The following is a 20,482-nucleotide window of genomic DNA, read 5'->3' on the forward strand; positions in this document are numbered from 1 at the left end:
TTTATTTATAAAAAGTCTTTAGTAGTAATGAATTTCATTTATTGCTATTTCTGCAGAATAGTTTTTAGTTAATTCTATTTCTTTTATTAAACTACTATACCCCGCAGTAATCAAGTATAATTTTATAGCTTCTTTTTTAGAAACTCCTCGTTCGTTTTCCATATGTTTTTCATTCTTAAAAATAGCATAAAGGTTTTTATTTAAATTTTTCATTCGATTATTTTTAGTAATACCAAAGATAATTAAATGATACTTATTGTATGTTGATTTTAACATACAATAAGTATAGTTTCGATTAATGGTAAATAAATTTATTCTGAAAGAATTTGGGCAAAGAATTCGAGATTTAAGACTTAAAAATAAACTAAGCCAAGAAAAGCTTTCTTTCAAAACAGGATTTCATAGAACTTATATTGGCATGATTGAAAGGGGCGAGAGAAATATATCGCTTACTAATATCGCTGTCTTTTCGAAAGCTTTTGAAATGGATATTTCTGAATTGATGAATTTTGAAAATCAGAGTCCAAAACTAAGCTTTAATGATTATCAATTTAAAATTGATAATTAAATGAAAAGAGCATACTATAGTAATACAATTCAAGGTTTTTTAACTGAGAATTCAAACGCGATTTTAGGACAGCTAAGCTTAAACCATACAAATCGTTCTCTTGAGGATTTGCAAAAAAATGCTTGGGTTAGTCAGATTGAAATTCTTAAAGAGGAATTAAAAGGAATTAATGGTTCAATTTATTTTGAATTCGCAATTCCGAGAATGGGAAAGAGAGTAGATAATATAATTATAGTTGATGATTGTATTTTTGTTGTCGAGTTTAAAGTTGGTGATGAATCTTACGGTAAACATGCTGAAACACAAGTAATAGATTATACACTAGATTTAAGAAATTTTCATGAAGGGAGTCATTACGCTAAATTAATACCAGTTTTAATTTCAACAAAAGCTAAAACTAATTATGTTAATTTAGAGGAGGTAGTAAGTTTGAATCAAGTTGCTAAATGTAATAAGTTTGGTTTATCAGAAACTATTAAAAAATTCATCAAAGATTCAAACCCGAAAATTGAAGTTGATACATGGGAAAGCTCAATTTATAAACCAACTCCAACAATAGTTGAAGCAGCTCAAGCTTTATACAAAGGACATAAAGTAGAAGAAATATCTCGTTCAGATTCAGGAGCAATAAATTTAACAAAAACTACAGATTGTTTAAATAAAGTTATTGATAACTCTAAAGAAAACAGAAGAAAATCAATATGTTTTGTAACAGGAGTTCCAGGAGCTGGAAAGACTTTAGCAGGCTTAAATATTTCAAATCAAAGAACTAGTGTAGATAAAGATGAACATGCTGTTTTTCTTTCTGGAAATGGTCCTTTAGTAGAAGTTTTACGTGAAGCATTAGCTATTGATAAGTTTATGTCTTCTAAGGATATTAATAAGCCTATAACAAAAGAAAACGCTAGACGAGAAACAAAAAAGTTAATACAGAATATTCATCAATTTCGTGATGAGTATTTGAAAGATGATGGAGAACCAATTGAGAAAGTCGTTGTTTTTGATGAAGCTCAAAGAGCTTGGAATAAAGTGCAAACGTCTTCATTCATGAAAAGAAAAAAAGGCAAAGAGGATTTTTCTATGTCTGAACCAGAATTCCTTATTGATGTTATGAATCGCCATACTGATTGGTGTTCTATCGTCTGTTTAATTGGTGGTGGACAAGAAATAAATACAGGCGAAGCTGGTTTAGAAGAATGGATAAATGCTTTTATGAATAATTACAGTAATTGGGATATACATTACTCTAATTTAATAACAGATAGTTCAAATTATATTAAAACTGATACTCAAAAAAAATGGCTACAGGAAAATGCTAATAGTCAGTCAGAATTGCATTTATCAGTTTCAGTTCGTTCATTTAGATCAGAAAAATTATCCTCTTTCGTTTATGAGCTTTTAGAACTTAATTCAGAAAATGCTCAAAAATTATATTTAGAAACTCAAAAGGATTTTCCTATATATGTTACTAGAGATTTTCTTAAAGCTAAAAACTGGTTAAGAAATAAAGCTAAAGGTTCAGAAAGAACAGGTTTGATAGCATCGTCAGGTGCGAGAAGGTTAAGGTTTCTTGGTGTTGATGTGAAAAATGAAATTTCTGCTACAAATTGGTTCCTAAATGAGAATACAGATGTTAGGTCTTCTAATTTTTTAGAAGATGTAGCAACAGAATTTGATATTCAAGGTTTAGAAATAGATTGGTCTTGTTTAATTTGGGGAGCAAATTTTCACCTTAATAAAGGTAAATGGAAACATCAAAACTTTAGAGGAAGCAAATGGATGAATATTAATCAAGAGATTAATAGAGATTATCTTAAAAACACTTATCGTGTTTTGTTAACTAGAGCTAGACAAGGAATGGTTATTTTTATACCTGAAGGTTCAGAGATAGACCATACGAGACCAAGTAGTTTTTATGATGAAACTTATAGTTATTTTAAAGAAATTGGAATTGAAGAGTTATAAGGATTTCTTTAGTAGGTATTCCTTTAAAACAGGCAAATCAGCCTCTGCCCAATCTAAATTAATCAATTCATTTTTATTAGCAAGTAAAAAGCTACAATGTTCTTTTAATTTCAATTCACATGAAAGATATTCAGCAACAAAAGGAATCAGCTTTATTTTAAAATCCGAATATTGATGAATTACAGGAGTTAACCTTTCTTTGACTTCAATTTGAATATTTAATTCTTCAAATATTTCTCTTTTAACACAATCAATTTCAGATTCTCCTGCTTCAATTTTACCTCCTGCGAATTCCCATTTTAAAGGAAGTTTCATTGTTTTACTTCTTTGAACTGCTAAAATTTTATCATTGAATTTAATGATAGCACAAGTTACAAGGATGGTTTTCATTAAATAACTATTTTATGCTACTAATTTTTCTTCGGATAAAAAGATATCAAGTTCATCTTCAGTATTAAAATGAAAACTACTTTCCGATTTATTTAGAAAAAAGTTTATTAAATCTAAATGAGATTTGAATACTCTAAAAGAAATACCTTCATAATTATAAATAAAGAAAATTTCACTTAGGCATTCATTTGTAACAAGTACTGTTTCAATGGTTCTTGATGGTCTTAAGTATTCAGTATGTAATGCTTCGAATTTATTCATTTTTAACTAGTTTCTTAAAATATTAAAAAGCACTAACAGTATATCACTAATGCGCCTCCAACCAATTCAACCCAGTATCAATTTCAACATCTAGTGGTACTTCTAATGTATAAGCATTTTCCATTTCGGTTTTTACTAAGGTTTTTATGCTTTCGAGTTCAGGTTTGTACACATCGAAAACCAATTCATCATGCACCTGTAAAAGCATTTTGGTTTTAAAATTACCAGCATTAAGTTTGTTAAAAATATTAATCATGGCAATTTTAATAATATCGGCAGCAGAGCCTTGTATAGGCGCGTTTACGGCATTACGTTCTGCGGCACCACGTACTACGCCATTTCTAGAATTAATATCTTTTAAATAGCGACGACGGCCTAAAACGGTTTGCACATAACCATTATCGCGTGCAAAATCGACTTGCTCGCTCATGTATGCACGTAGTTTTGGGTAAGTTTCATAATAGGTGTCAATAAGTTCTTTAGCTTCCCCTCGCGATAAATCGGTTTGGTTGCTTAACCCAAAGGCAGACACTCCATAGATAATCCCGAAGTTTACGGTTTTTGCGTTGCTACGTTGCTCGCGTGTTACTTCATCTAAAGGCACATTAAATACTTTCGATGCGGTAGAAGCGTGAATATCTTCACCGTTTTTAAAGGCAGAAATCATGGTTTCTTCTTCACTTAAAGCGGCAATAATACGTAATTCTATTTGGCTATAATCGGCAGCTAATAACGTGTACTCTTCACTTCTTGGCACAAAGGCTTTACGCACTTGGCGACCACGCTCGGTACGGATTGGTATATTCTGTAAGTTGGGATTGTTACTGCTTAAACGGCCTGTAGCGGCAACGGTTTGCATGTAATCGGTATGTACACGGCCTGTAGATGGTTCTACTTGTAGCGGTAAGGCATCGACGTAAGTGCTTTTCAGTTTTGCTAAACCACGGTAATCCAAAATATTTTGAATTATAGCATGATCTTTAGCGAGGTAAGATAAAATATCTTCGCCTGTAGCGTATTGTCCTGTTTTGGTTTTTTTAGGTTTATCTACCAGTTTTAGTTTTTCGAAAAGCACGATACCTAATTGCTTTGGCGAGGCAATATTAAACTCTTCGCCAGCGGCTTCGTAAATGCTTTTTTCTAAAGTTTCAATATCGTTATTTAAAGCTTCGGCTAAAGAATTAAGGAAATCTTTATCAAGATTAATCCCTTCTAATTCCATTGCGGCAAGCACACGAAGTAACGGGATTTCAATCTCATCGAATAATTTTTGAGTATTGGCTTCGCCGAGTTCGTTTGTAAAATGTTCTTTGAGTTGCAGGGTAATATCGGCATCTTCAACAGCGTATTCCGTTTGTTTTTCCAGAGGCACATCGCGCATAGATAATTGGTTTTTTCCTTTTTTACCAATAAGCTCGGTAATGGAAATTGGCGTGTAGTTTAAATAGGTTTCGGCCAAGATATCCATATTGTGGCGCATATCTGGATTAATAAGATAATGGGCCAGCATGGTATCAAAAAGTTTACCGCGGACTTCAATATTATATTTTGCAAGAACTTTAATGTCGTATTTTAAATTCTGACCGATTTTCTCGATGCTTTCGCTTTCAAAAAACGGACGCACCTGCTCGATAAGAGCTTGGGCTTCGGTTTTATCTTCCGGAACCGGTAAATAGAATCCTTTTCCTGTTTCCCATGAAAATGAAATACCAACCAATTCTGCGGTTAGTGGGTTTAAGCCTGTGGTTTCGGTATCAAAACACACCGAGGTTTGACTCATTAAATTTTTAAGAAACAATTTTGTGCCCATACCTTCGGCCACACTTTGGTAAAAGTGCGAGGTGTTTTCGGCTGTTTTTCGGGTATGCTCGGTAACCACTTCGGTTACGTTTGCCGGATCGCCACCAAATAGCGAAAATTGACCTGCACCAGCCGAAGCTTCTTCTTTTGGCGTGGCTTTGTTTTCGGTTGATTTAGTTGCCGTTTCGGTAGAAGCATCTTCCGTTTTAACGGCAAAGGTTTTGGTGAAATTATCGATAAGGCGTCTAAACTCCAACTCTTCGAAAATTTCTGTAACTTTCGGGATATCGGGTTGATCTAATTCGAAATCTTTCGCATTAAATTCCACCGGAACATCCAGCATAATGGTTGCTAATTTTTTAGAAAGTAAACCGAGTTCTTTATTGGCTTCAATTTTCTCCTTCATTTTACCTTTTAGCTCGTGGGTGTGTTCAAAAAGGTTTTCCATAGACCCATAAGCGGCCAAGAATTTTTTAGCTGTTTTTTCGCCAACGCCTGGTAATCCTGGAATATTATCACTGGCATCACCCATCATGCCAAGAAAATCGATAACTTGTAAGGGGTCGGTAACTTCAAACTTTTTCTGTACTTCGGGTATGCCCCAAGTTTCGTATCCGCCACCAAAAACAGGACGATACATAAATATATTTTCGCTAACCAATTGCGCAAAATCTTTATCTGGAGTTACCATAAAAGTTTGGTAACCTTCTTTTTCGGCTTGTTTAGCTAGGGTACCAATAACATCATCGGCCTCGAAACCTGCTTTCACCATAATAGGGATGTGCATGGCTTTTAAAATCTCTTGGATAATAGGTACGGCAATTTTTATAGCTTCCGGAGTTTCATCTCTATTGGCTTTGTAAGCCTCGAACATTTCTACGCGGTCTGCACTACCACCTTTATCGAAACAAACGGCTAAATGGTCTGGTCGCTCACGTTTAATAACGTCTAAAAGTGAGTTCATAAAACCTAAAATTGCTGAGGTATCAGTGCCTTTAGAGTTTATTCTTGGGTTCTTTATAAAGGCATAGTAGCCACGGAAAATTAATGCAAAAGCATCAACTAGAAATACGCGTTTGTTATCGGACATTTTATAAATTTTGATAGAATTTCAAAACTACAAAAAGTTATGGTTATAATTTAAAGTTTGAATACTCTAAACGCATTAAAATGTTTTAGTCGAAAATTCTCGTTTTCATTTTAATTAAAACTTCAAGAATTATTTTGAAACTCTAGATAATAACGTCGCATTTTGTCAATAAAATATTGGTGGTTTGTTTTAAATGAAGACTCTTAACAATTCGTTAAAACCATTTGCTATGGCAAGCATTAATTGGTAATACCATTATCTTTGATGAAAAAAGAGCATATGCTACGTTGGATTATATTTTTAGCTGTTTTCCTTATTGCCGATTATTACGCCTTTCAGGCCTTTAAAACGGTGGTTAAAAACAACTGGATACATCTACTATATTGGGTTATTACGGTATTAATTATTGGCAATTTTGTGTTTCAATTTTATGGCTTTAGTCGTCGTAATGGCCTTACACATGCGCACTCGTATGCGGTTGGACTTTTTATAGCGCTTTTAGTGCCAAAAATGGTGCTGGTTTTAGGTGTGTTTTTTGAAGATGTTTTTCGGGTGCCACAAGCTATTTATCGTTATTTTACGGTAGGCGAAGCTGCAAAAGGAAACTACTTTGCATCGCGTCGCCAGTTTATAAGTAAAGTTGCTTTAGGCGTAGCTGCCATTCCGTTGGCTTCTATAATTTATGGTATTTATAAAGGACGGTATAATTATAAAGTTTTAAAATATACATTACATTTTGAAGATTTACCAGCTGCTTTTGATGGTTATAAACTAACGCAGATTAGTGATATCCATTCTGGAAGTTTCGATAATATGGAAAAGGTGAAATATGCTGTAGATTTGATTAACGAACAGGACAGTGATGTGATTTTATTTACTGGTGATATTGTAAATAATAAAGCTGAAGAATTGGTGCCTTACAAAACGGTTTTTAATAAATTGAAAGCTAAAGATGGCTTGTACTCTGTATTAGGAAATCACGATTATGGCGATTATGTTAATTGGGAATCGGATGAAGCGAAACACCAAAACCTTGAAGATTTAAAGGCTTTACAAAAAGAAATAGGGTTTAACCTTTTACTGAACGAAAGTAAATATCTTGAAAAAAATGGTGAACGTATTGCTTTAGTGGGTGTTGAAAACTGGGGTGCTGGTGGTTTTAAAACTGCAGGCGATTTGCACAAAGCAGCCGCTACTATTGATAAAAACGATTTTAAAATTTTAATGAGTCACGATCCATCACACTGGGAGAAAAAGGTGATTGACGATGATTATCATTATCATTTAACGCTAAGCGGACACACACACGGTATGCAATTTGGAATTGAAATTCCGGGTTGGTTTAAATGGAGTCCGGTAAAATGGCGCTATAAATATTGGGCCGGTATTTACAAAGAAATGGGACAGTACATAAACGTAAACCGTGGTTTTGGTTATTTAGCTTTCCCGGGACGTATTGGTATTTGGCCAGAAATAACGGTAATAGAACTTAAGAAAGGTGCCGAACCGGTTTAAACAGCCTTTGTTGTTGCTGTTTATCTTAAATTGTTTATATTTATAATAATCAAATAGAATTTTTAATCACGATTTTCTATCCAATTAGAAAACTATTAAATAGACAAAAAAACTTTATAATATGTCAAAATTTGGGGAACTTATCGATGTTAATATACCTGTACTGCTAGATTTTTTTGCAGAGGAGAGTGAGCCATCTAAAGCGATGCACGACGTTTTACACGATGTAGCAGCTGCCTTGGGCGATAAAGCTAAGGTGATAAAAATTGATGTCGAAAAAAACCAAGAATTAACAGAAGCGCTACGCGTAAAAGGCCTGCCAACTTTAATAGTTTATAAAGATGGTGAAATGAAATGGCGCCATACCGGAACGCAAGATGCAAATGCACTTATTAGTATTATAGAAGAATATTTGTAATAAGTGAGGTGATATTTTGCTGTTTTGGCAAGTTTAGCACGAGGTGTCTGCAACAATTTTCCACTCGCCATTGATGCGCTTGAAAATAAGCATGAAAATACCGTCTGCATTGCCAACTTCTCGCTTTAAGTGAAACTCACCAAGTACATAATAAGCATCTGCACTTATTTTAGTAATGTCGTTTATTTTAAAGCTTAAAGTCCCCGTATGATCTTTGGTTGGATAGCTTTTTTCGTAACGATCAAAAGTGTCTTCCCAACCGTAAGTGATGCCGTTTTTACCGTAAAATTTTAGAGAATCGCTTTTCCAGTAGCCTTCCATATAGCCATCTAAGTCATGCTTAGACCAAGCAATACGCTGTGCTTTTAAAACTTTATTAATGGCTTTTATATCTTTTTCTTCGTTTTGTGAATAGCTATTAAAAGCTAAAATAAGACAGATGAGTAGAACGAGTTTTTTCATGTTGCAATTTATATAAAAATTTTGATACCAAATCTATGCCGAAATTAAAACGGGAATGGAAAATGGGGTTATGATAATGAAATTTAGTTAAAGTACTAACAAGAGGTTCGAGTTCTTGCTGTATTTTGATGTTTTTGTTTTAGAATGATGTTTTAAGTAGGTTGTTCATCGGTTAAATTGACACGTAATTATTTTTCGTCCAAGGATGAATTCTTTTAATCGAAAAAATTCTTCCAGTAACTCTTTAATAATATACTTTTAACTCATAATCAATTGATTATGTTTCCCTCAGATTTATTGTCTAACTAAAAAATTAACTTATTATGGAATTACGTATTACAAACTGCAACAATTTTTTCAAAATTAAAGGTGAACTAAATAAAAAGAGTTTATCTGTATTTAAAAATGAATTTCAAGATATTTTTAACCGTTTAAGTACACTTACCATCAGTATAGAAGATGTTAAAAGTATGGATCGTCACGGTGTAAAAGCTTTAACAGAATTACATAACGAAGCCGTAGCCAAAAATAAAAGTATGGCTATTATTGGTTTTGGTAGTAAAGATTTATATAATCATTTTAAATCCAATGCGGCTGCATAATGTCTTGTGTTAGGCCACAAACTATAAAATGTTCTTTTGATGTTTGAAAAAAGCATCGGCTTGTAATTGCATAAGCTCTCTAGTTTTTTTGCGTTTATAGGTGTAAAGTTCATCTTCGGTTTTTAAATCGGCATAAACACGGTCGTTAATGGCGTTATCTGTTTTTAGTAGAGCTTCTCGTTGATTTTTATTTTGAAGAACATGGGTTTTAATAGCCATTTCTAGATCTTCTAATTTAAAATCGTAAGGCCCTTTTGGCGATAATAGTTTCGCGAAAATGGGTGAAGTTTCTATTGCTAAAAATAACAAGAATATAAAAAAGGATGGCATCCATGATAGGGTGCCTAGAGCGTTTACACGCGCCATTAATCCATCAAAATTATTAATTACAGGTTGCGTAGTGTCAACCTGTAATTGGTAATTTGTTTTTAGAGTAGCAATCTGTTGCTCTAAATCTGCTTTTTTCTCTTTATTTTCTAATTTTAATTGCTGAAGTTCGGCAAGTAAAGCATCGTGCTTTTCTCTTTTTTCTTTATAAACAGGGCCTTTGCCTAAGCGATTAGTTCCTGCTGTGCCTTCGGCCTCTGAGATGTAAGTATTGTAAAGCGCATTAACCTCAACTTCTTTATTGATAACCTCGCTTTCTAGAGTTGTTATGTCTGTTTCTAGAGCAGTTATTTCTGGATTAAATTGTGCTAATATTTGATTTTGATTGGCTAAGGTTAAATCGTTTTTCTGTTCTAATAAAACCTGATTAATTTCTTTTTCAAAAATCTTTAATTCTAAAGGCTTAGAAATGACAATGGCTATAATTACAGCAAGCATAATTCTTGGTGTAGCTTGAAGTAACTCGTCTAAAAAGCGACCGGTTTTCTTGATTGTAGAAACTATGTAACGGTCTAAATTAAAAATAAGTAATCCCCAAATAAAACCGAAGCCAATGGCAGCGTAGTAATTGTCGAAAACAGTGTAGAGTGCATAACTGGCAGCTATAAAAGCCATGAGTGCAGTAAAAAAAACGGTTGCGCCAATGCCCGCATATTTATTTTGTTCACCCTTAGAGCATTGCTCTAGAATATCGGTGTCGGCGCCAGAGCAAATGATGAAGAATTGCTTTAGCATAATGTGATTGATTTTTGATTGATTGACTATTAGAACGTTAAAGCAGGTGTTTTGTTACAAAATTGTATAAAAAAAGCCTCGAATTAACGAGGCTTTCAAAGTATGGAATAGATAATTTGCTATTAATTACTTTACCACAACCTTTTTTGTAATGCTACTTAGGTCTGTTTTTATATTTAATAAATACATGCCGCTTTTTAAATTCAATTCAATTTTTTCTGAAGAAATAAGTCCTTGAGCGACCTGTTTTCCTGTAATATCATGAATAGTATAATTTGTATTTACTAAACTTGATGGTACCATAACGTAATCTGAAGTAGGGTTTGGGTAGAGGCTAATTATTTCTGCTTTAGCATTAGCCACAGATAGTGTTGAAGGATCTAAACTGTAAAGTTCATTTCCTGTAGTTCCATTATCACCTTCAAAATAGAGAACATCTCCTAGCAACGTTATTTCATCTATATCTTTAATGGTAGCGTCTATTTGCGATACGGTTACACCATCAGTTCTAAATAAATATTTGTTTGAACTAGTAGAACTCGACCCGCTGTAATATAAATAACCGTTGTATGCTGCAAAATCACTAGGGTTATGGTCATTGTTACTCCCTGATATGTTGCTAATGTTTGTTACTGTATCTAAAGTTGGATTGTAAACATAAAGTTGGTCGCCGTTTGAGGCATCATCTCCTTCAAAAAACAATAGATTATTCCAAGCGTATAAATTTGCAATACCAGCAAGAGTAGATGCAGATGCTACAGCAAGAGTTCCAGCTGTGGTTCCATCGGTTTTCCATAGTGCGTTATCTGCTTCAAAATATAGTGTACTGCCCAATATAGTAAAGTTGCTAATACTTGAGTCTCCTGTTCCGGTGTCGATATCTTTAATTAGCGAAAAAGTATCTGCTGTGGGGTTATATGCATATAGTTCATTTCCAACCGTAGCATCATCTGTAGAGTAATTCATGTACATGAAAATTTGATTGTTAAATACAATCATGTTTTGTAAAATCGATTCGAAGCCCAAACCAACATCTGCAACTTGTACGGCATCATTTATACCATCCCATTGCACTAATTTATTAGCGGTTTCGGCTGAGGTACTTCCGGGTTGGCCACCTACTGTAAAATATGCTAAACCATCGAGTTCAACGAAACGTTGTGGTGCTTCGCCTGTAATGGAAGGCATGATATCTACTTTAGTAGTTCCTGTTTCAGTACCATCAGATGTCCATAATTCTGAACTTGTATCGAAAGCTGTGAAATAAAATTTGTTATTAAAAGAAAATAGGTTGAAAGGGTTAGATCCAGATGAGCCAGTTTTTATGTCTTTAACAAAAGAGGTTCCTGTGCTGGTACCATCGGTAACCCAAAGTTCTTTTCCTAAATCAGCACCACCTGGTGTGTTTGAACCGTTGGAATCATCGGCTGCAAAAAATATTTGGCCATTATGCACAGTAAGGTTTGTAGGGCTAGAATTAGAAGATCCCGCGTCGTTAATTTCTTTAACTAATGTTACTTGGGCATTTGAAATTAAGGCGCCTAAAATGACGACAAGTGAGAGTAATTGTTTTTTCATAATTTAAAAATTTTGAGTTAATAAAAATTTATTGAGGAAGTTGTGGTATTAATGTTCTACCTCGGCTAGAAGACAAGGTTTCCATGAAAGCGATTAAGGCTTCAATTTCATTTTTTTCTAGATCTAATTTTTTTAAGATCGGCGAGTTTGTAGGTATTAAAGAGTCGCGCCCTTTACCTAAGTATTTTTTCTGAACAACTGCAGGGTTGCCAAGGTTGTAAAATTGAACAACATCTAATAAACTAGGGAAGTGTCCATTATGCATCCAAGGGCCAGTTCTGGCAACTTCTCTTAATGTTGGAGTTCTAATTTTTCCAATATCATCCATGTTTTTGGTAACGTTGTAGCGACCAAAATCTTCATCTTTTGTTCCAAACAAGGTTTGTCCGTCGTTATGAAATTGGTTGTCAGAGAAGTAAGGTGTGTTGTGGCAATTGATACATCTTCCTTTTGTACGGAATACATGCAGTCCTAACACCTCTTGATTGTTAAGTTTTGTAGAATCGCCTTCAACAAACTTATCGAACCTTGTTTTGTAACTGTTTACGGTACGTTCAAAGGTTGCTATGGCAAATTGAATACGTTCTAATGAAATGGTGTCATTTCCAAAGGCTGCTTCAAACAAGGGTTTGTAACCTTCTATTTCGGCTATTTTATCAACGGCAATATTGAGTTTTTCATTCATCTCTAAAGGGTCTCCAATAGGAAACCTGGCTTGGTCTTCTAAGCTAGAAGCGCGACCATCCCAAAAGAGGCTGTGCGCAAAACCAGAATTTAAAATAGTCATAGAATTTCGCGCTCCAGTTTGACGATCGTGACCAAAAGAACGCGTGGAATTATCCGTCCATGCTAATTCTGGGTTGTGGCAAGACGCACATGCTATTTGTCCGCTAACCGATAATCTTGGGTCGAAAAAGAGTGTTTTACCGAGTTTAGATTTTTCTTGACTAAACGGGTTGTATTCTGGATGTTGTAATTTGGGTAAAGCGCCAATATCTTTAAAAGTTTCTTTGTTTACTGTACTATCTAAATTTGGCGCAGGCCATTTAGTAATATCTCCACTAGAGTAAATTGCTTTTAAGTCTGCAATATTGGTGTATTCGTTTTTATGTTCTGTTTTGCATGAACATATAAAAACACAAATAAATAAGGATAAAATTAGGTTGTTTCTCATGGTTATTCTAGTATGTATTCTGTAATGCAGTTGTTAGTAGTTAAATCTTCGGGGTCGGTATAACTGCTAGTGTTGTATAAGCGGTATTCTGAAGTGATTGTACCTCCGAAAATGGCGTCGTTAGTCAGGTTTAGTTGAAATTTAAGTTCGAAAATACCTGGGCTTACTTCTTCGTAAGTACCTTCACCTGAAATAGCAAAAGAAAAACTTTCGTCACTTTTGTTAGAAATGGTTAAAAACTGAGGGATTATTAAAATAGAACCGTTAGTTGTGCTTGTTCCGTTTTCTGGGAAAAACTCTATAGCAGGTGTGGTATTAAATCCAGGAGAGTTTGCTCTACTTGTGCTCTCGTTACTAAAGTATCTTTTTAAGTTGAATGCGTTTGTAGTAGTGGTTGCAATAGGGCTATCGAAACCAATTTGAAAGGCATGATGGTAAATGTCGTCTAGCGGATCGGCAGTGCCATTATCGCTATAAAGTACAGCGTTAGGGTTTGTAGATTCTACAACAATAGGGTAGGTGAAAGCAAAAGTAGATTGCCAAACGCATTCGCCATCTTCATTAAAATCGTTCCAATGCTCTATGTAGGTGCGATAAAATGAATCTGATAAATTGTAGAAATTCGCTGCTATATTAACAGTAACATCACGATCAGACTTAATAGGCTTTACAATTTGCAGGGTGCTATTTCCGGTGGTTGTGTAGTTTTCGCTATCAATTAGCGTAATAATGGTTTGGTATAATACATCATCATTTTCAATAGATTCATTTAAAGTCATTCTGTAGTTTATAGTCGAAGTGTTTTCTCCTATATCTATTGGCTCAATGCTATAATCGAAGCCGTTTAAAAATTTAAAAATATCTGAGGTTTCAATTTCCGAAGGAAGATATCCGTTAGGAAAATTTACGGCAAAGTCTATTTGTTCACCTGCTGCACCTGTAATTTCAATTCTGTTTGCCAGAAATGTATAGGTGGTTGTAATAGGCTCTAAATTAATAGTGAATTCTGTATTAGTTTCATTTGAATTTAAGTTGCCTAAATTTATCGAAGGGTCTGATACCGATTCTAGGTTTAAAATGATGCTTTCTTCGCTAGACCATCGTTTATTAAAGTTGATATAAATGGTATCGGTTAATTGATTGTTTTGAAACGAAACTTGGTTTACCGGACTGATAGTAAACAAGTCTTCATTAGAGGAAGATACAGCGCTGTAATTTACAGTTACTTCGTTTTCTAAGGTGTAAGATGTTAGAGTTACAGGTACTTTTAAAGTGTTAACCCCTGTGTTTGTATAACTAACGCTTGGTATAATGGCACTGCTTACTTGTGGGTATTCTAATGGTTCGTTGTTGCTGTTGGTTAAAAAATTAAACCGAACATAACTAGGCACGTTATCGGCTGTGTTATCATCATTTTTAGAGCATGAAAACATCATGGTAAAAACGGTTGCTATGGCTAATATGGTTTTAGTATGTGTCATTTTGCTGTAAATTAGAGTTAAGTTCGATGTTGCTATCTGGTATAGGAAGTATGTATTTTCCTGAAGGATAAATTAAGTTGCAAGTTTGCGATACGCAGTCTGCACCTCTTACAATATTTTGTTGAAACCTCGCTAAATCGAATAAATATTGAGCTTCAAAACACATTTCTTTTCGGCGTTCTAATAAAAGTGCATCCTCTAAATTGGTAGTCTCCGTTAATAGTGTGGCATTTGCTCGGTTTCTTAATATATTGATGTCGTCTTTACAATCTTCTAGGTTTTCAAGTCCTAATGATGCTTCGGCTCTTATTAAATACATTTCACTTAATCTGATGGCTACAAAGCCTGGGTTATCTTGAAATTTTTTGGTGAAATAATAGGGGCGATCTTCTAATTCACCATCAATTAAGGTTGGTAAATTGGTTTCAAGAAAAAGTTGTCCTCGCAAATCGTTAGTTTCAAAAAGGTTTAGTAAATCTTCCGAGGCTACATAGTCTGCATAATCTATAGTTGAGGTAAAACCATAAGAACTCGATAGTGAGCCACCAACTGTACCGCCAGTATCCCGCGGAATTGAAAACTCTAGCAATACTTCAGAAATTGGTAAGTCTGTTTTTTCCCATTCTGCTATATAATCTTCCGAAGGTGTTAGTGTTTTTCCAGAATTCAGAATCACTTCATTTGCCAAATCGTAAGCATTTTGCCAATCGTATTTAGAAATGTAAACTCGAGCAAGTAAAGCTTGAGTGCTTACTTTATTGAAATAAGAATAGGTTGGTCCATCTAAAAGTAAAGTGTTGGAGTAGTTGTTTATTGCTGAAGTTAAATCGTCAATAATTAAATCGTAGGTTGTTGCTAAGGTTTCTCTAGATGGGTACGTAATGCCGTTGGTTAAGGTTGTTTTGCTGTATACGAGTCCTAAATGACTAGCATCTGCAGTATAACCATAATTTTGCGCATATACTTGCGATAATATAAAGTGAACATAAGCTCTAATGGTTAAGGCTTCGGCTCTTATTTGATTTTTTATATTATCATTAGAATCTGTTAGTGCATTCACATATTCTAGAATAAGATTTGTTTGATTTATAATATCGTAGCTGTCATCATAAAACCCGTCTAAATTACTGTCATCTGCTATATCTGTAAAGTTGTAAACGTTTTCTATATTAAAAGGTACCGTAATTTGCCCCGTATTATTACCCGTTTCTGTTGGTGTAAAGGTGATATTGCCAGCTTGCATATCGGCGTAAGTGGCATAGCGCTCGCCTCTAACGTTGGCTTCTAAATCATGATAAGCACCATTTAGTGCGGTTACCACACCATCTGTAGTGTCTAATAATTCTGTGATAGATGTTTGAGACCCTGGTTCTTGTTCTAAAAAGCTACTGCAATTAAAGCAAGTTAGTAGCAAAGCTATTAGGGTGTGTTTCGAAAATTGCTTGAGTTGTTTTGTTTGTATCATCACCTTAAAATTTTGCGTTTAATCCTATTGAAATTGTTCTGGCTTGTGGGTAGCTAAATCTAAATTCACTAATACCGTTTCTGCCATTCAGGCTTTTTTCCTTATACCAATAAAGCACATTAGAAACATCGGTATAAATAGATAATGCATCTAAAAAACTAACGCTATTTTGCGGAAAGCTATAGTTTAAATTCACGTTACTTATTCTTAAAGACGTAGCGTCGTATAGGTACTTATCGTAATTAGAAATGGTTGGGTTGTTACTGGTTACAATTGGGTTTAGAGCAACATCGCCTTGGTTTCTCCAGTAATCATAAGCGTTAACCGATAGGTTTCTGTTTGAAGTAATATTGTATTTGGCAATAAGTTCATCTTCTGCTAAATAATCACCTCCTATTTGAAAGCTTCCTCGAATAGATAAACTTAAGTTATTATTGAAGGTAAATGTGTTGTTGAAACCACCGTATGCGTCGGGCTGATAATCTCCAATAGGAACCCAATCGGCACTGCTAAATAAGCTATTGTAAGTTACGGCGTCGTAAATTTCGCCATCTTTTTTAAGTAAATCACGCCCTGTAGCAGGATCGATACCTGCCCATTTAATACCCCAAATAGTAGAAGTACTATAGCCTACTTTTTGTGCCAATGCAATTTCTGAAGTTGAAAACTCACTTCCTAAACCTTTAAGCTCTGTAACTTCACTTTGTAGTGTAGAAATGTTGAATGAAGTGGTCCATTTAAAATTTTCTTTTTGAAACCATTTAAAACTTGTTGATAGTTCTAGCCCTTTATTGTACATGCTTGCAGCGTTAATTTGGATGGAGCTATAGCCTGTTTCAGAAGGTATGTTTCTACTTGTAATAAGGTCTTTAATATCGTCGTAATAATATTCAAGCGTAACGCTAACCGTGTTTAAAAAGTTAAAATTTAAACCTGCATTAAATTTTTTGTTCTTTTCCCAACTCAGTTCGCCGTTAGGAGCTGCAGATGGGTAGGCGATGTTTAAATTGTTATAGCCATTATCATCAATGGTGTATAAGCCTTTAGAACGGTAAGAGCCTATTCTAGAGTTTCCTGTAGTTCCGTAGCTTAATTTAAGTTTTAATAAATCAACCCAATTATTAGTGTTTAAAAAATTCTCGTTAGATAAAATCCAACTTACACCAGCACCTCCTGTGTAGGCCACATTAGTATCGTCTCCAAAAACAGAACTTTGGTCTCGCCTAAAATTTGCGAGAATAAAATAGCGTTTTTTGTAATTGTAATTAAGTTGTGAAAAGAGTGATACTTTAGAGTTATTGCTAATATCCGAACTATAGGTTTGGTTACCTGTAGATTCATCGTCAGTCGTTGAAGGATCATCATCTTGAACCGCATCGGTAACGCCGTTTATAATATTGGGGTTTACAAAGCCACGACCAGAAGCATAATCGAGGTCGACATTTTCTTCTGTAAGTTCAACACCAAAAATACCATCGAAAGCGCTGTTTTCGGTTATTTGTTTGTTATAAAGCGCTCGTGTTTGCCAGTTCCATTTATTGGTGTGTCTGTTGTTTATTAAGCGACGACCATAGAGGGGGTAGGATATATCATTTAGCGTAAAACTACCATTAAGTTGACCGCTTTCATTTTCTCCAGAAAAATAACGGTCTTGTTCCTTATCTCTGTAAGAAAGACCAAAAAGAGACGATATGTTTAAGTCTTTTGTAATATGATAAGTAGCTTGTAAGCTTCCTAGCATACCATAACTATTAGAAGTGTTTTTGTTTTGATCAATAGCTGCTAATGGATTACCTAAGCCGGTAACACCAACATTAGCATAAGAACCATCTTCGTTATAAGGCGATAAGGTTGGTGCAAAAGCATAGCTGTAATAAATGTTTGGGGCATCTTTTGCAACGTAGCTCGGACTTAAAGATAAGTTGATGTCTAATTTTTTATGACGATACCCTAAGTTAATACTTGCGTTTAACTGTTTGTTGGTATTCCCTTTTTGAGGTTCGTCTATTTCTTTATAGGTTAAACTCGTACGGTATGAAAAGGCTTCCGAAGCTCCAGATACGCTAAAGTTATATTTGTTGTAAACTCCTGTGCCATTCAGTAAGTTAAACCAATCGGTGTCTACGCCGTTGTAAGGTGTTGGTGTGTATCCAATGGTTGTGTTTTTTAAGTATTCATTTCTCAGTTCGTGGTATTGAGAGCCACTTAAATATTCAATTTGATTAATTGCAGATGAAATTCCTAATTGTGATGAAAACCCAAATTTAGCTGAGCCTTTTTTTCCTTTTTTTGTGGTAATTAAAATAACACCATTGGCGGCATCGGCACCATAAATACTAACGGCAGCGGCATCTTTTAGAACCGTGAAACTTTCAATGTTTTCGGGAGAAATTTGGGATAATGGATTCGATAAATCTTCGGAAGAACTTCCGTTAGCATCAAAAAAGTTGTTGTCTATAGCCATTTCTTCGGCCATAATAACACCATCAATAATAATAAGCGGTTGTGTTGATGTTCCGTATACAGCACCGTTTAAAGGTGTTAAACTACCTTGTCCGCGAATGTTGATACTTACCGGCCCGCCTATTCCAGATGTATTTTCAATATAAACACCGGCTATTTGCCCGTCTACCATTTTATCAATACTTTCCGAAGCCTGATCTACCGCAATATCTTTAGCATTAAGCGTTTCTATACTTCCAACAATTTCTTCTCTAAGTGTTTTTGTTCCGTAAGATGATGTAATAACCACCTGGTCGAGTTCATCAGCAGCTTCCTTTAAGTAAAACGCAAATTTAGATTTATCTCCAACGACCTGAGTAATGGTTTGCATGCCTAAATAATGTGCCTCAAGTTCTATGCTGTTGAGGTTGTTGCCTTGTAATCGATAAGTGAACTCACCATTAAAATTGGTTATAGCACCTCGTTTTGTGCCTTTTATTAATACCGTAGCACCAGGTAAAGGAAGGTTGTCGGGGCTAGTATAAACAACTCCAGATATTAACCTTTGCTCTGTGTTTTTAGTGACGGTAGGAGTGTAAGTTATTTGTTTTTCAACCAGAAGTATTTGGTTGTTTTTTATAACGTAGGTGAGTTCTGTGTTTTCTAGCAATTTGTTTAATGCTATTTCTAGACTTACGTTGCTCACATTTAGGCTTACCTTTTTGTTGAGGTCTATTTTGTTTGCATTATAAATAGAGCGGTATGTAGATTGTTGCTCTATTAATTTTAAAACCGATCCAAAAGGTTGCTCTGTGGCGTTAATTGAAATGGTATTAGATTGTGCGTTAGCACTGTTGCAAAGCAAAATAATTCCAAAGGCGAGAATTAGTACTTTTACATGTTGGTTCAAAAAATGCTTCATCTATTAATTGTTGCTAATTATTATTTGGTTGTCTTCTATGCTGTAATCAAAATATGTATCGAACTTTAGTAAATCCAATATGTCGGCTAGGCTCGATGTTTTGAAGTTTATTGTTCCGCTAAATTCTTGAGCTTCTAGTAAGCTGTTGTTATTAATTATTTTTACATTAAAAGCGCGTTCTAACTTTTTGGAAAAAGAGCTAAAATGTGCTGAATCAAGAATAATTTCTCCATGTATCCAGGCGGTATACAAATGTGTGTTTACTTGTTTTAAGTTAAAAACCTTAGATGCAGGGTTCCATGTTGCTTTATGGTTAGGTGTTATTAACGCGTTGTTATTGCTGTTGTTTAGATTGTAAACTTGAACCGATCCTTCTACTAAAACACATGAGGTTGTTGAGTTTTCTGGATAAGCATTTACATTAAATTTCGTACCTAAAACTTTTACTGCTATATCGTTTATGTTAACTATAAAAGGATTTGCCTTGTCTTCTTTAACTTCAAAAAAAGCTTCACCAGTTAAATACACTAAGCGGTTACTGTTGTTGCTAAATTGTTTTGGGTATTTAAAGGTAGTTCCGGAGTTTAAGTACACTTTTGTGCCATCGGATAATGTGACTTTAAATGTTTTGCCTAACGGAATATTTAAAGTGTGATACTCGATAGGAGCTGATGTTTTTGATGTTTTATATATAATTTCGTTATTATTTTGTTCAGCAATAACTTCTCCCGATTGGTCTGTAACATGTTGGATCAAGGAGTCTAGTTTAATACTGCTGCCTTCAATTTCTAAAACAATAGTGTTGTTTGGTTCTGGGGTTTGGTTAGTGTTAATCCATACCAATCTACCGATAGCTATGAATAGAACTAAAACGGCAGCATACTTAATCCATACTTTATATTTAGTAGGTTTTGCTTTGGGTATTTTATTTTGAAGTGCTTTCCATGCTAAGTCTTTGTCTGTATTGGAAACTTCGGTTAATGCCCATGCTTTTTTTAAGGCTATAAATTCCTTTTTGTTAGCTTCGGACGCATCAATCCACTCAAAAATTAATTCAACTTCTTTTTCAGTGGCATCGCCATTTAAATATTTAGTTATTAAATTCGAAATCATGATGTGCTAATTTTATTTGGTTTTTTTAGTTGGTACTACAATAATGAGTACACGCCAATATTTAAAAACCCTAAAAAATAAAATTATTCTTATTTAGACTTATTAAAAATAATT

General features: G+C 34.5%; 17 protein-coding genes. 5 read left to right on the plus strand and 12 right to left on the minus strand.

The genetic code is table 11. The features are described from left to right. Window positions 1-18: 18 nt before the first annotated feature. A complete protein-coding gene (locus BM246_RS07895; RefSeq protein WP_139221868.1) occupies window positions 19-213 on the minus strand; it encodes a hypothetical protein in 195 nt (64 codons plus the stop codon). A gap of 85 nt (window positions 214-298) precedes the next feature. Here BM246_RS07895 and BM246_RS07900 point away from each other — a divergent pair, with 85 nt between their 5' ends. Both BM246_RS07900 and BM246_RS07905 read left to right on the plus strand, forming a co-directional pair. Further along, window positions 299-568, plus strand: a complete 270-nt coding sequence (locus BM246_RS07900; RefSeq protein WP_074936973.1) for a helix-turn-helix domain-containing protein — start codon at window positions 299-301, stop codon at window positions 566-568. After that, entirely contained in the window at window positions 569-2,533 is a 1,965-nt protein-coding gene (locus tag BM246_RS07905) for a DUF2075 domain-containing protein (protein WP_074936976.1), read from the plus strand. It abuts the gene before it with no gap. Here the strand turns inward: BM246_RS07905 and BM246_RS07910 are convergent. The 3 genes from BM246_RS07910 to polA are packed head-to-tail and all read right to left on the minus strand — an operon-like array spanning window position 2,528 to window position 6,074. Next, window positions 2,528-2,923 carry a (deoxy)nucleoside triphosphate pyrophosphohydrolase gene (locus BM246_RS07910; RefSeq protein ID WP_074936978.1) on the minus strand — a complete coding sequence of 132 codons (396 nt, stop codon included), beginning with the start codon at window positions 2,921-2,923 and terminating at the stop codon, window positions 2,528-2,530. The two genes, BM246_RS07905 and BM246_RS07910, sit on opposite strands and share 6 nt — an antisense overlap. A 12-nt stretch (window positions 2,924-2,935) precedes the next feature. Continuing rightward, window positions 2,936-3,184 (minus strand): hypothetical protein, encoded by a 249-nt coding sequence (locus BM246_RS07915; protein ID WP_074936980.1) that lies wholly within the window; start codon window positions 3,182-3,184, stop codon window positions 2,936-2,938. Between the two features lie 46 nt (window positions 3,185-3,230). Further along, window positions 3,231-6,074, minus strand: a complete 2,844-nt coding sequence (polA, locus tag BM246_RS07920; RefSeq protein WP_074936983.1) for a DNA polymerase I — start codon at window positions 6,072-6,074, stop codon at window positions 3,231-3,233. A 279-nt stretch (window positions 6,075-6,353) separates the two neighbouring features. Here polA and BM246_RS07925 point away from each other — a divergent pair, with 279 nt between their 5' ends. Both BM246_RS07925 and BM246_RS07930 read left to right on the plus strand, forming a co-directional pair. Continuing rightward, window positions 6,354-7,589, plus strand: coding sequence for a metallophosphoesterase (locus tag BM246_RS07925; protein ID WP_074937177.1), 1,236 nt, complete (start codon window positions 6,354-6,356; stop codon window positions 7,587-7,589). Window positions 7,590-7,710: 121 nt separating this feature from the next. Further along, complete coding sequence (locus tag BM246_RS07930) at window positions 7,711-8,007, plus strand: thioredoxin family protein (protein WP_042496585.1); 297 nt, start codon at window positions 7,711-7,713, stop codon at window positions 8,005-8,007. Between the two features lie 33 nt (window positions 8,008-8,040). On the opposite strand, the gene BM246_RS07935 is transcribed toward BM246_RS07930, so the two are convergent. After that, complete coding sequence (locus tag BM246_RS07935) at window positions 8,041-8,469, minus strand: YybH family protein (RefSeq protein WP_074936985.1); 429 nt, start codon at window positions 8,467-8,469, stop codon at window positions 8,041-8,043. A 323-nt stretch (window positions 8,470-8,792) separates the two neighbouring features. Between BM246_RS07935 and BM246_RS07940 the strand changes: the two genes are divergently transcribed. Continuing rightward, window positions 8,793-9,071 carry a hypothetical protein gene (locus BM246_RS07940; RefSeq protein WP_042502581.1) on the plus strand — a complete coding sequence of 93 codons (279 nt, stop codon included), beginning with the start codon at window positions 8,793-8,795 and terminating at the stop codon, window positions 9,069-9,071. 21 nt (window positions 9,072-9,092) lie between these two features. On the opposite strand, the gene BM246_RS07945 is transcribed toward BM246_RS07940, so the two are convergent. The 7 genes from BM246_RS07945 to BM246_RS07975 form a co-directional block, all read right to left on the minus strand. Beyond that, the gene (locus tag BM246_RS07945) at window positions 9,093-10,193 is read right to left on the minus strand and encodes a DUF4407 domain-containing protein (RefSeq protein ID WP_074936988.1); all 1,101 of its coding nucleotides are present in this window, start codon (window positions 10,191-10,193) and stop codon (window positions 9,093-9,095) included. 126 nt (window positions 10,194-10,319) lie between these two features. After that, complete coding sequence (locus tag BM246_RS07950) at window positions 10,320-11,771, minus strand: T9SS type A sorting domain-containing protein (protein WP_074936991.1); 1,452 nt, start codon at window positions 11,769-11,771, stop codon at window positions 10,320-10,322. 28 nt (window positions 11,772-11,799) lie between these two features. Continuing rightward, window positions 11,800-12,945: a cytochrome-c peroxidase gene (locus BM246_RS07955; RefSeq protein ID WP_074936994.1), complete on the minus strand. Its 1,146-nt coding sequence runs from the start codon at window positions 12,943-12,945 to the stop codon at window positions 11,800-11,802. A 2-nt stretch (window positions 12,946-12,947) separates the two neighbouring features. Continuing rightward, window positions 12,948-14,426: a hypothetical protein gene (locus BM246_RS07960; RefSeq protein ID WP_074936996.1), complete on the minus strand. Its 1,479-nt coding sequence runs from the start codon at window positions 14,424-14,426 to the stop codon at window positions 12,948-12,950. Further along, the gene (locus tag BM246_RS07965) at window positions 14,413-15,891 is read right to left on the minus strand and encodes a RagB/SusD family nutrient uptake outer membrane protein (protein ID WP_074936998.1); all 1,479 of its coding nucleotides are present in this window, start codon (window positions 15,889-15,891) and stop codon (window positions 14,413-14,415) included. The genes BM246_RS07960 and BM246_RS07965 overlap by 14 nt, the downstream gene beginning before the upstream one ends. A gap of 4 nt (window positions 15,892-15,895) precedes the next feature. Continuing rightward, window positions 15,896-19,255 (minus strand): SusC/RagA family TonB-linked outer membrane protein, encoded by a 3,360-nt coding sequence (locus BM246_RS07970; protein WP_074937000.1) that lies wholly within the window; start codon window positions 19,253-19,255, stop codon window positions 15,896-15,898. A 3-nt stretch (window positions 19,256-19,258) separates the two neighbouring features. Continuing rightward, complete coding sequence (locus tag BM246_RS07975; RefSeq protein WP_074937002.1) at window positions 19,259-20,368, minus strand: FecR domain-containing protein; 1,110 nt, start codon at window positions 20,366-20,368, stop codon at window positions 19,259-19,261. Between the last annotated feature and the right edge of the window lie 114 nt (window positions 20,369-20,482).

The sequence above is a fragment of the Algibacter lectus genome (assembly GCF_900112395.1).
Taxonomy (GTDB): Bacteria; Bacteroidota; Bacteroidia; order Flavobacteriales; family Flavobacteriaceae; genus Algibacter; species Algibacter lectus.

What these genes read in the sequence shown, in the direction of transcription:
- BM246_RS07965 (WP_074936998.1), bottom strand. Translation starts at nt 15,891, where the DNA reads ATGATACAAACAAAACAACTCAAGCAATTTTCGAAACACACCCTAATA.
- BM246_RS07975 (WP_074937002.1), bottom strand. Translation starts at nt 20,368, where the DNA reads ATGATTTCGAATTTAATAACTAAATATTTAAATGGCGATGCCACTGAA.
- BM246_RS07910 (WP_074936978.1), bottom strand. Translation starts at nt 2,923, where the DNA reads ATGAAAACCATCCTTGTAACTTGTGCTATCATTAAATTCAATGATAAA.
- BM246_RS07955 (WP_074936994.1), bottom strand. Translation starts at nt 12,945, where the DNA reads ATGAGAAACAACCTAATTTTATCCTTATTTATTTGTGTTTTTATATGT.
- BM246_RS07915 (WP_074936980.1), bottom strand. Translation starts at nt 3,184, where the DNA reads ATGAATAAATTCGAAGCATTACATACTGAATACTTAAGACCATCAAGA.
- BM246_RS07895 (WP_139221868.1), bottom strand. Translation starts at nt 213, where the DNA reads ATGAAAAATTTAAATAAAAACCTTTATGCTATTTTTAAGAATGAAAAA.
- BM246_RS07960 (WP_074936996.1), bottom strand. Translation starts at nt 14,426, where the DNA reads ATGACACATACTAAAACCATATTAGCCATAGCAACCGTTTTTACCATG.
- BM246_RS07935 (WP_074936985.1), bottom strand. Translation starts at nt 8,469, where the DNA reads ATGAAAAAACTCGTTCTACTCATCTGTCTTATTTTAGCTTTTAATAGC.
- polA (WP_074936983.1), bottom strand. Translation starts at nt 6,074, where the DNA reads ATGTCCGATAACAAACGCGTATTTCTAGTTGATGCTTTTGCATTAATT.
- BM246_RS07925 (WP_074937177.1), top strand. Translation starts at nt 6,354, where the DNA reads ATGCTACGTTGGATTATATTTTTAGCTGTTTTCCTTATTGCCGATTAT.
- BM246_RS07970 (WP_074937000.1), bottom strand. Translation starts at nt 19,255, where the DNA reads ATGAAGCATTTTTTGAACCAACATGTAAAAGTACTAATTCTCGCCTTT.
- BM246_RS07950 (WP_074936991.1), bottom strand. Translation starts at nt 11,771, where the DNA reads ATGAAAAAACAATTACTCTCACTTGTCGTCATTTTAGGCGCCTTAATT.
- BM246_RS07930 (WP_042496585.1), top strand. Translation starts at nt 7,711, where the DNA reads ATGTCAAAATTTGGGGAACTTATCGATGTTAATATACCTGTACTGCTA.
- BM246_RS07940 (WP_042502581.1), top strand. Translation starts at nt 8,793, where the DNA reads ATGGAATTACGTATTACAAACTGCAACAATTTTTTCAAAATTAAAGGT.
- BM246_RS07945 (WP_074936988.1), bottom strand. Translation starts at nt 10,193, where the DNA reads ATGCTAAAGCAATTCTTCATCATTTGCTCTGGCGCCGACACCGATATT.
- BM246_RS07905 (WP_074936976.1), top strand. Translation starts at nt 569, where the DNA reads ATGAAAAGAGCATACTATAGTAATACAATTCAAGGTTTTTTAACTGAG.
- BM246_RS07900 (WP_074936973.1), top strand. Translation starts at nt 299, where the DNA reads ATGGTAAATAAATTTATTCTGAAAGAATTTGGGCAAAGAATTCGAGAT.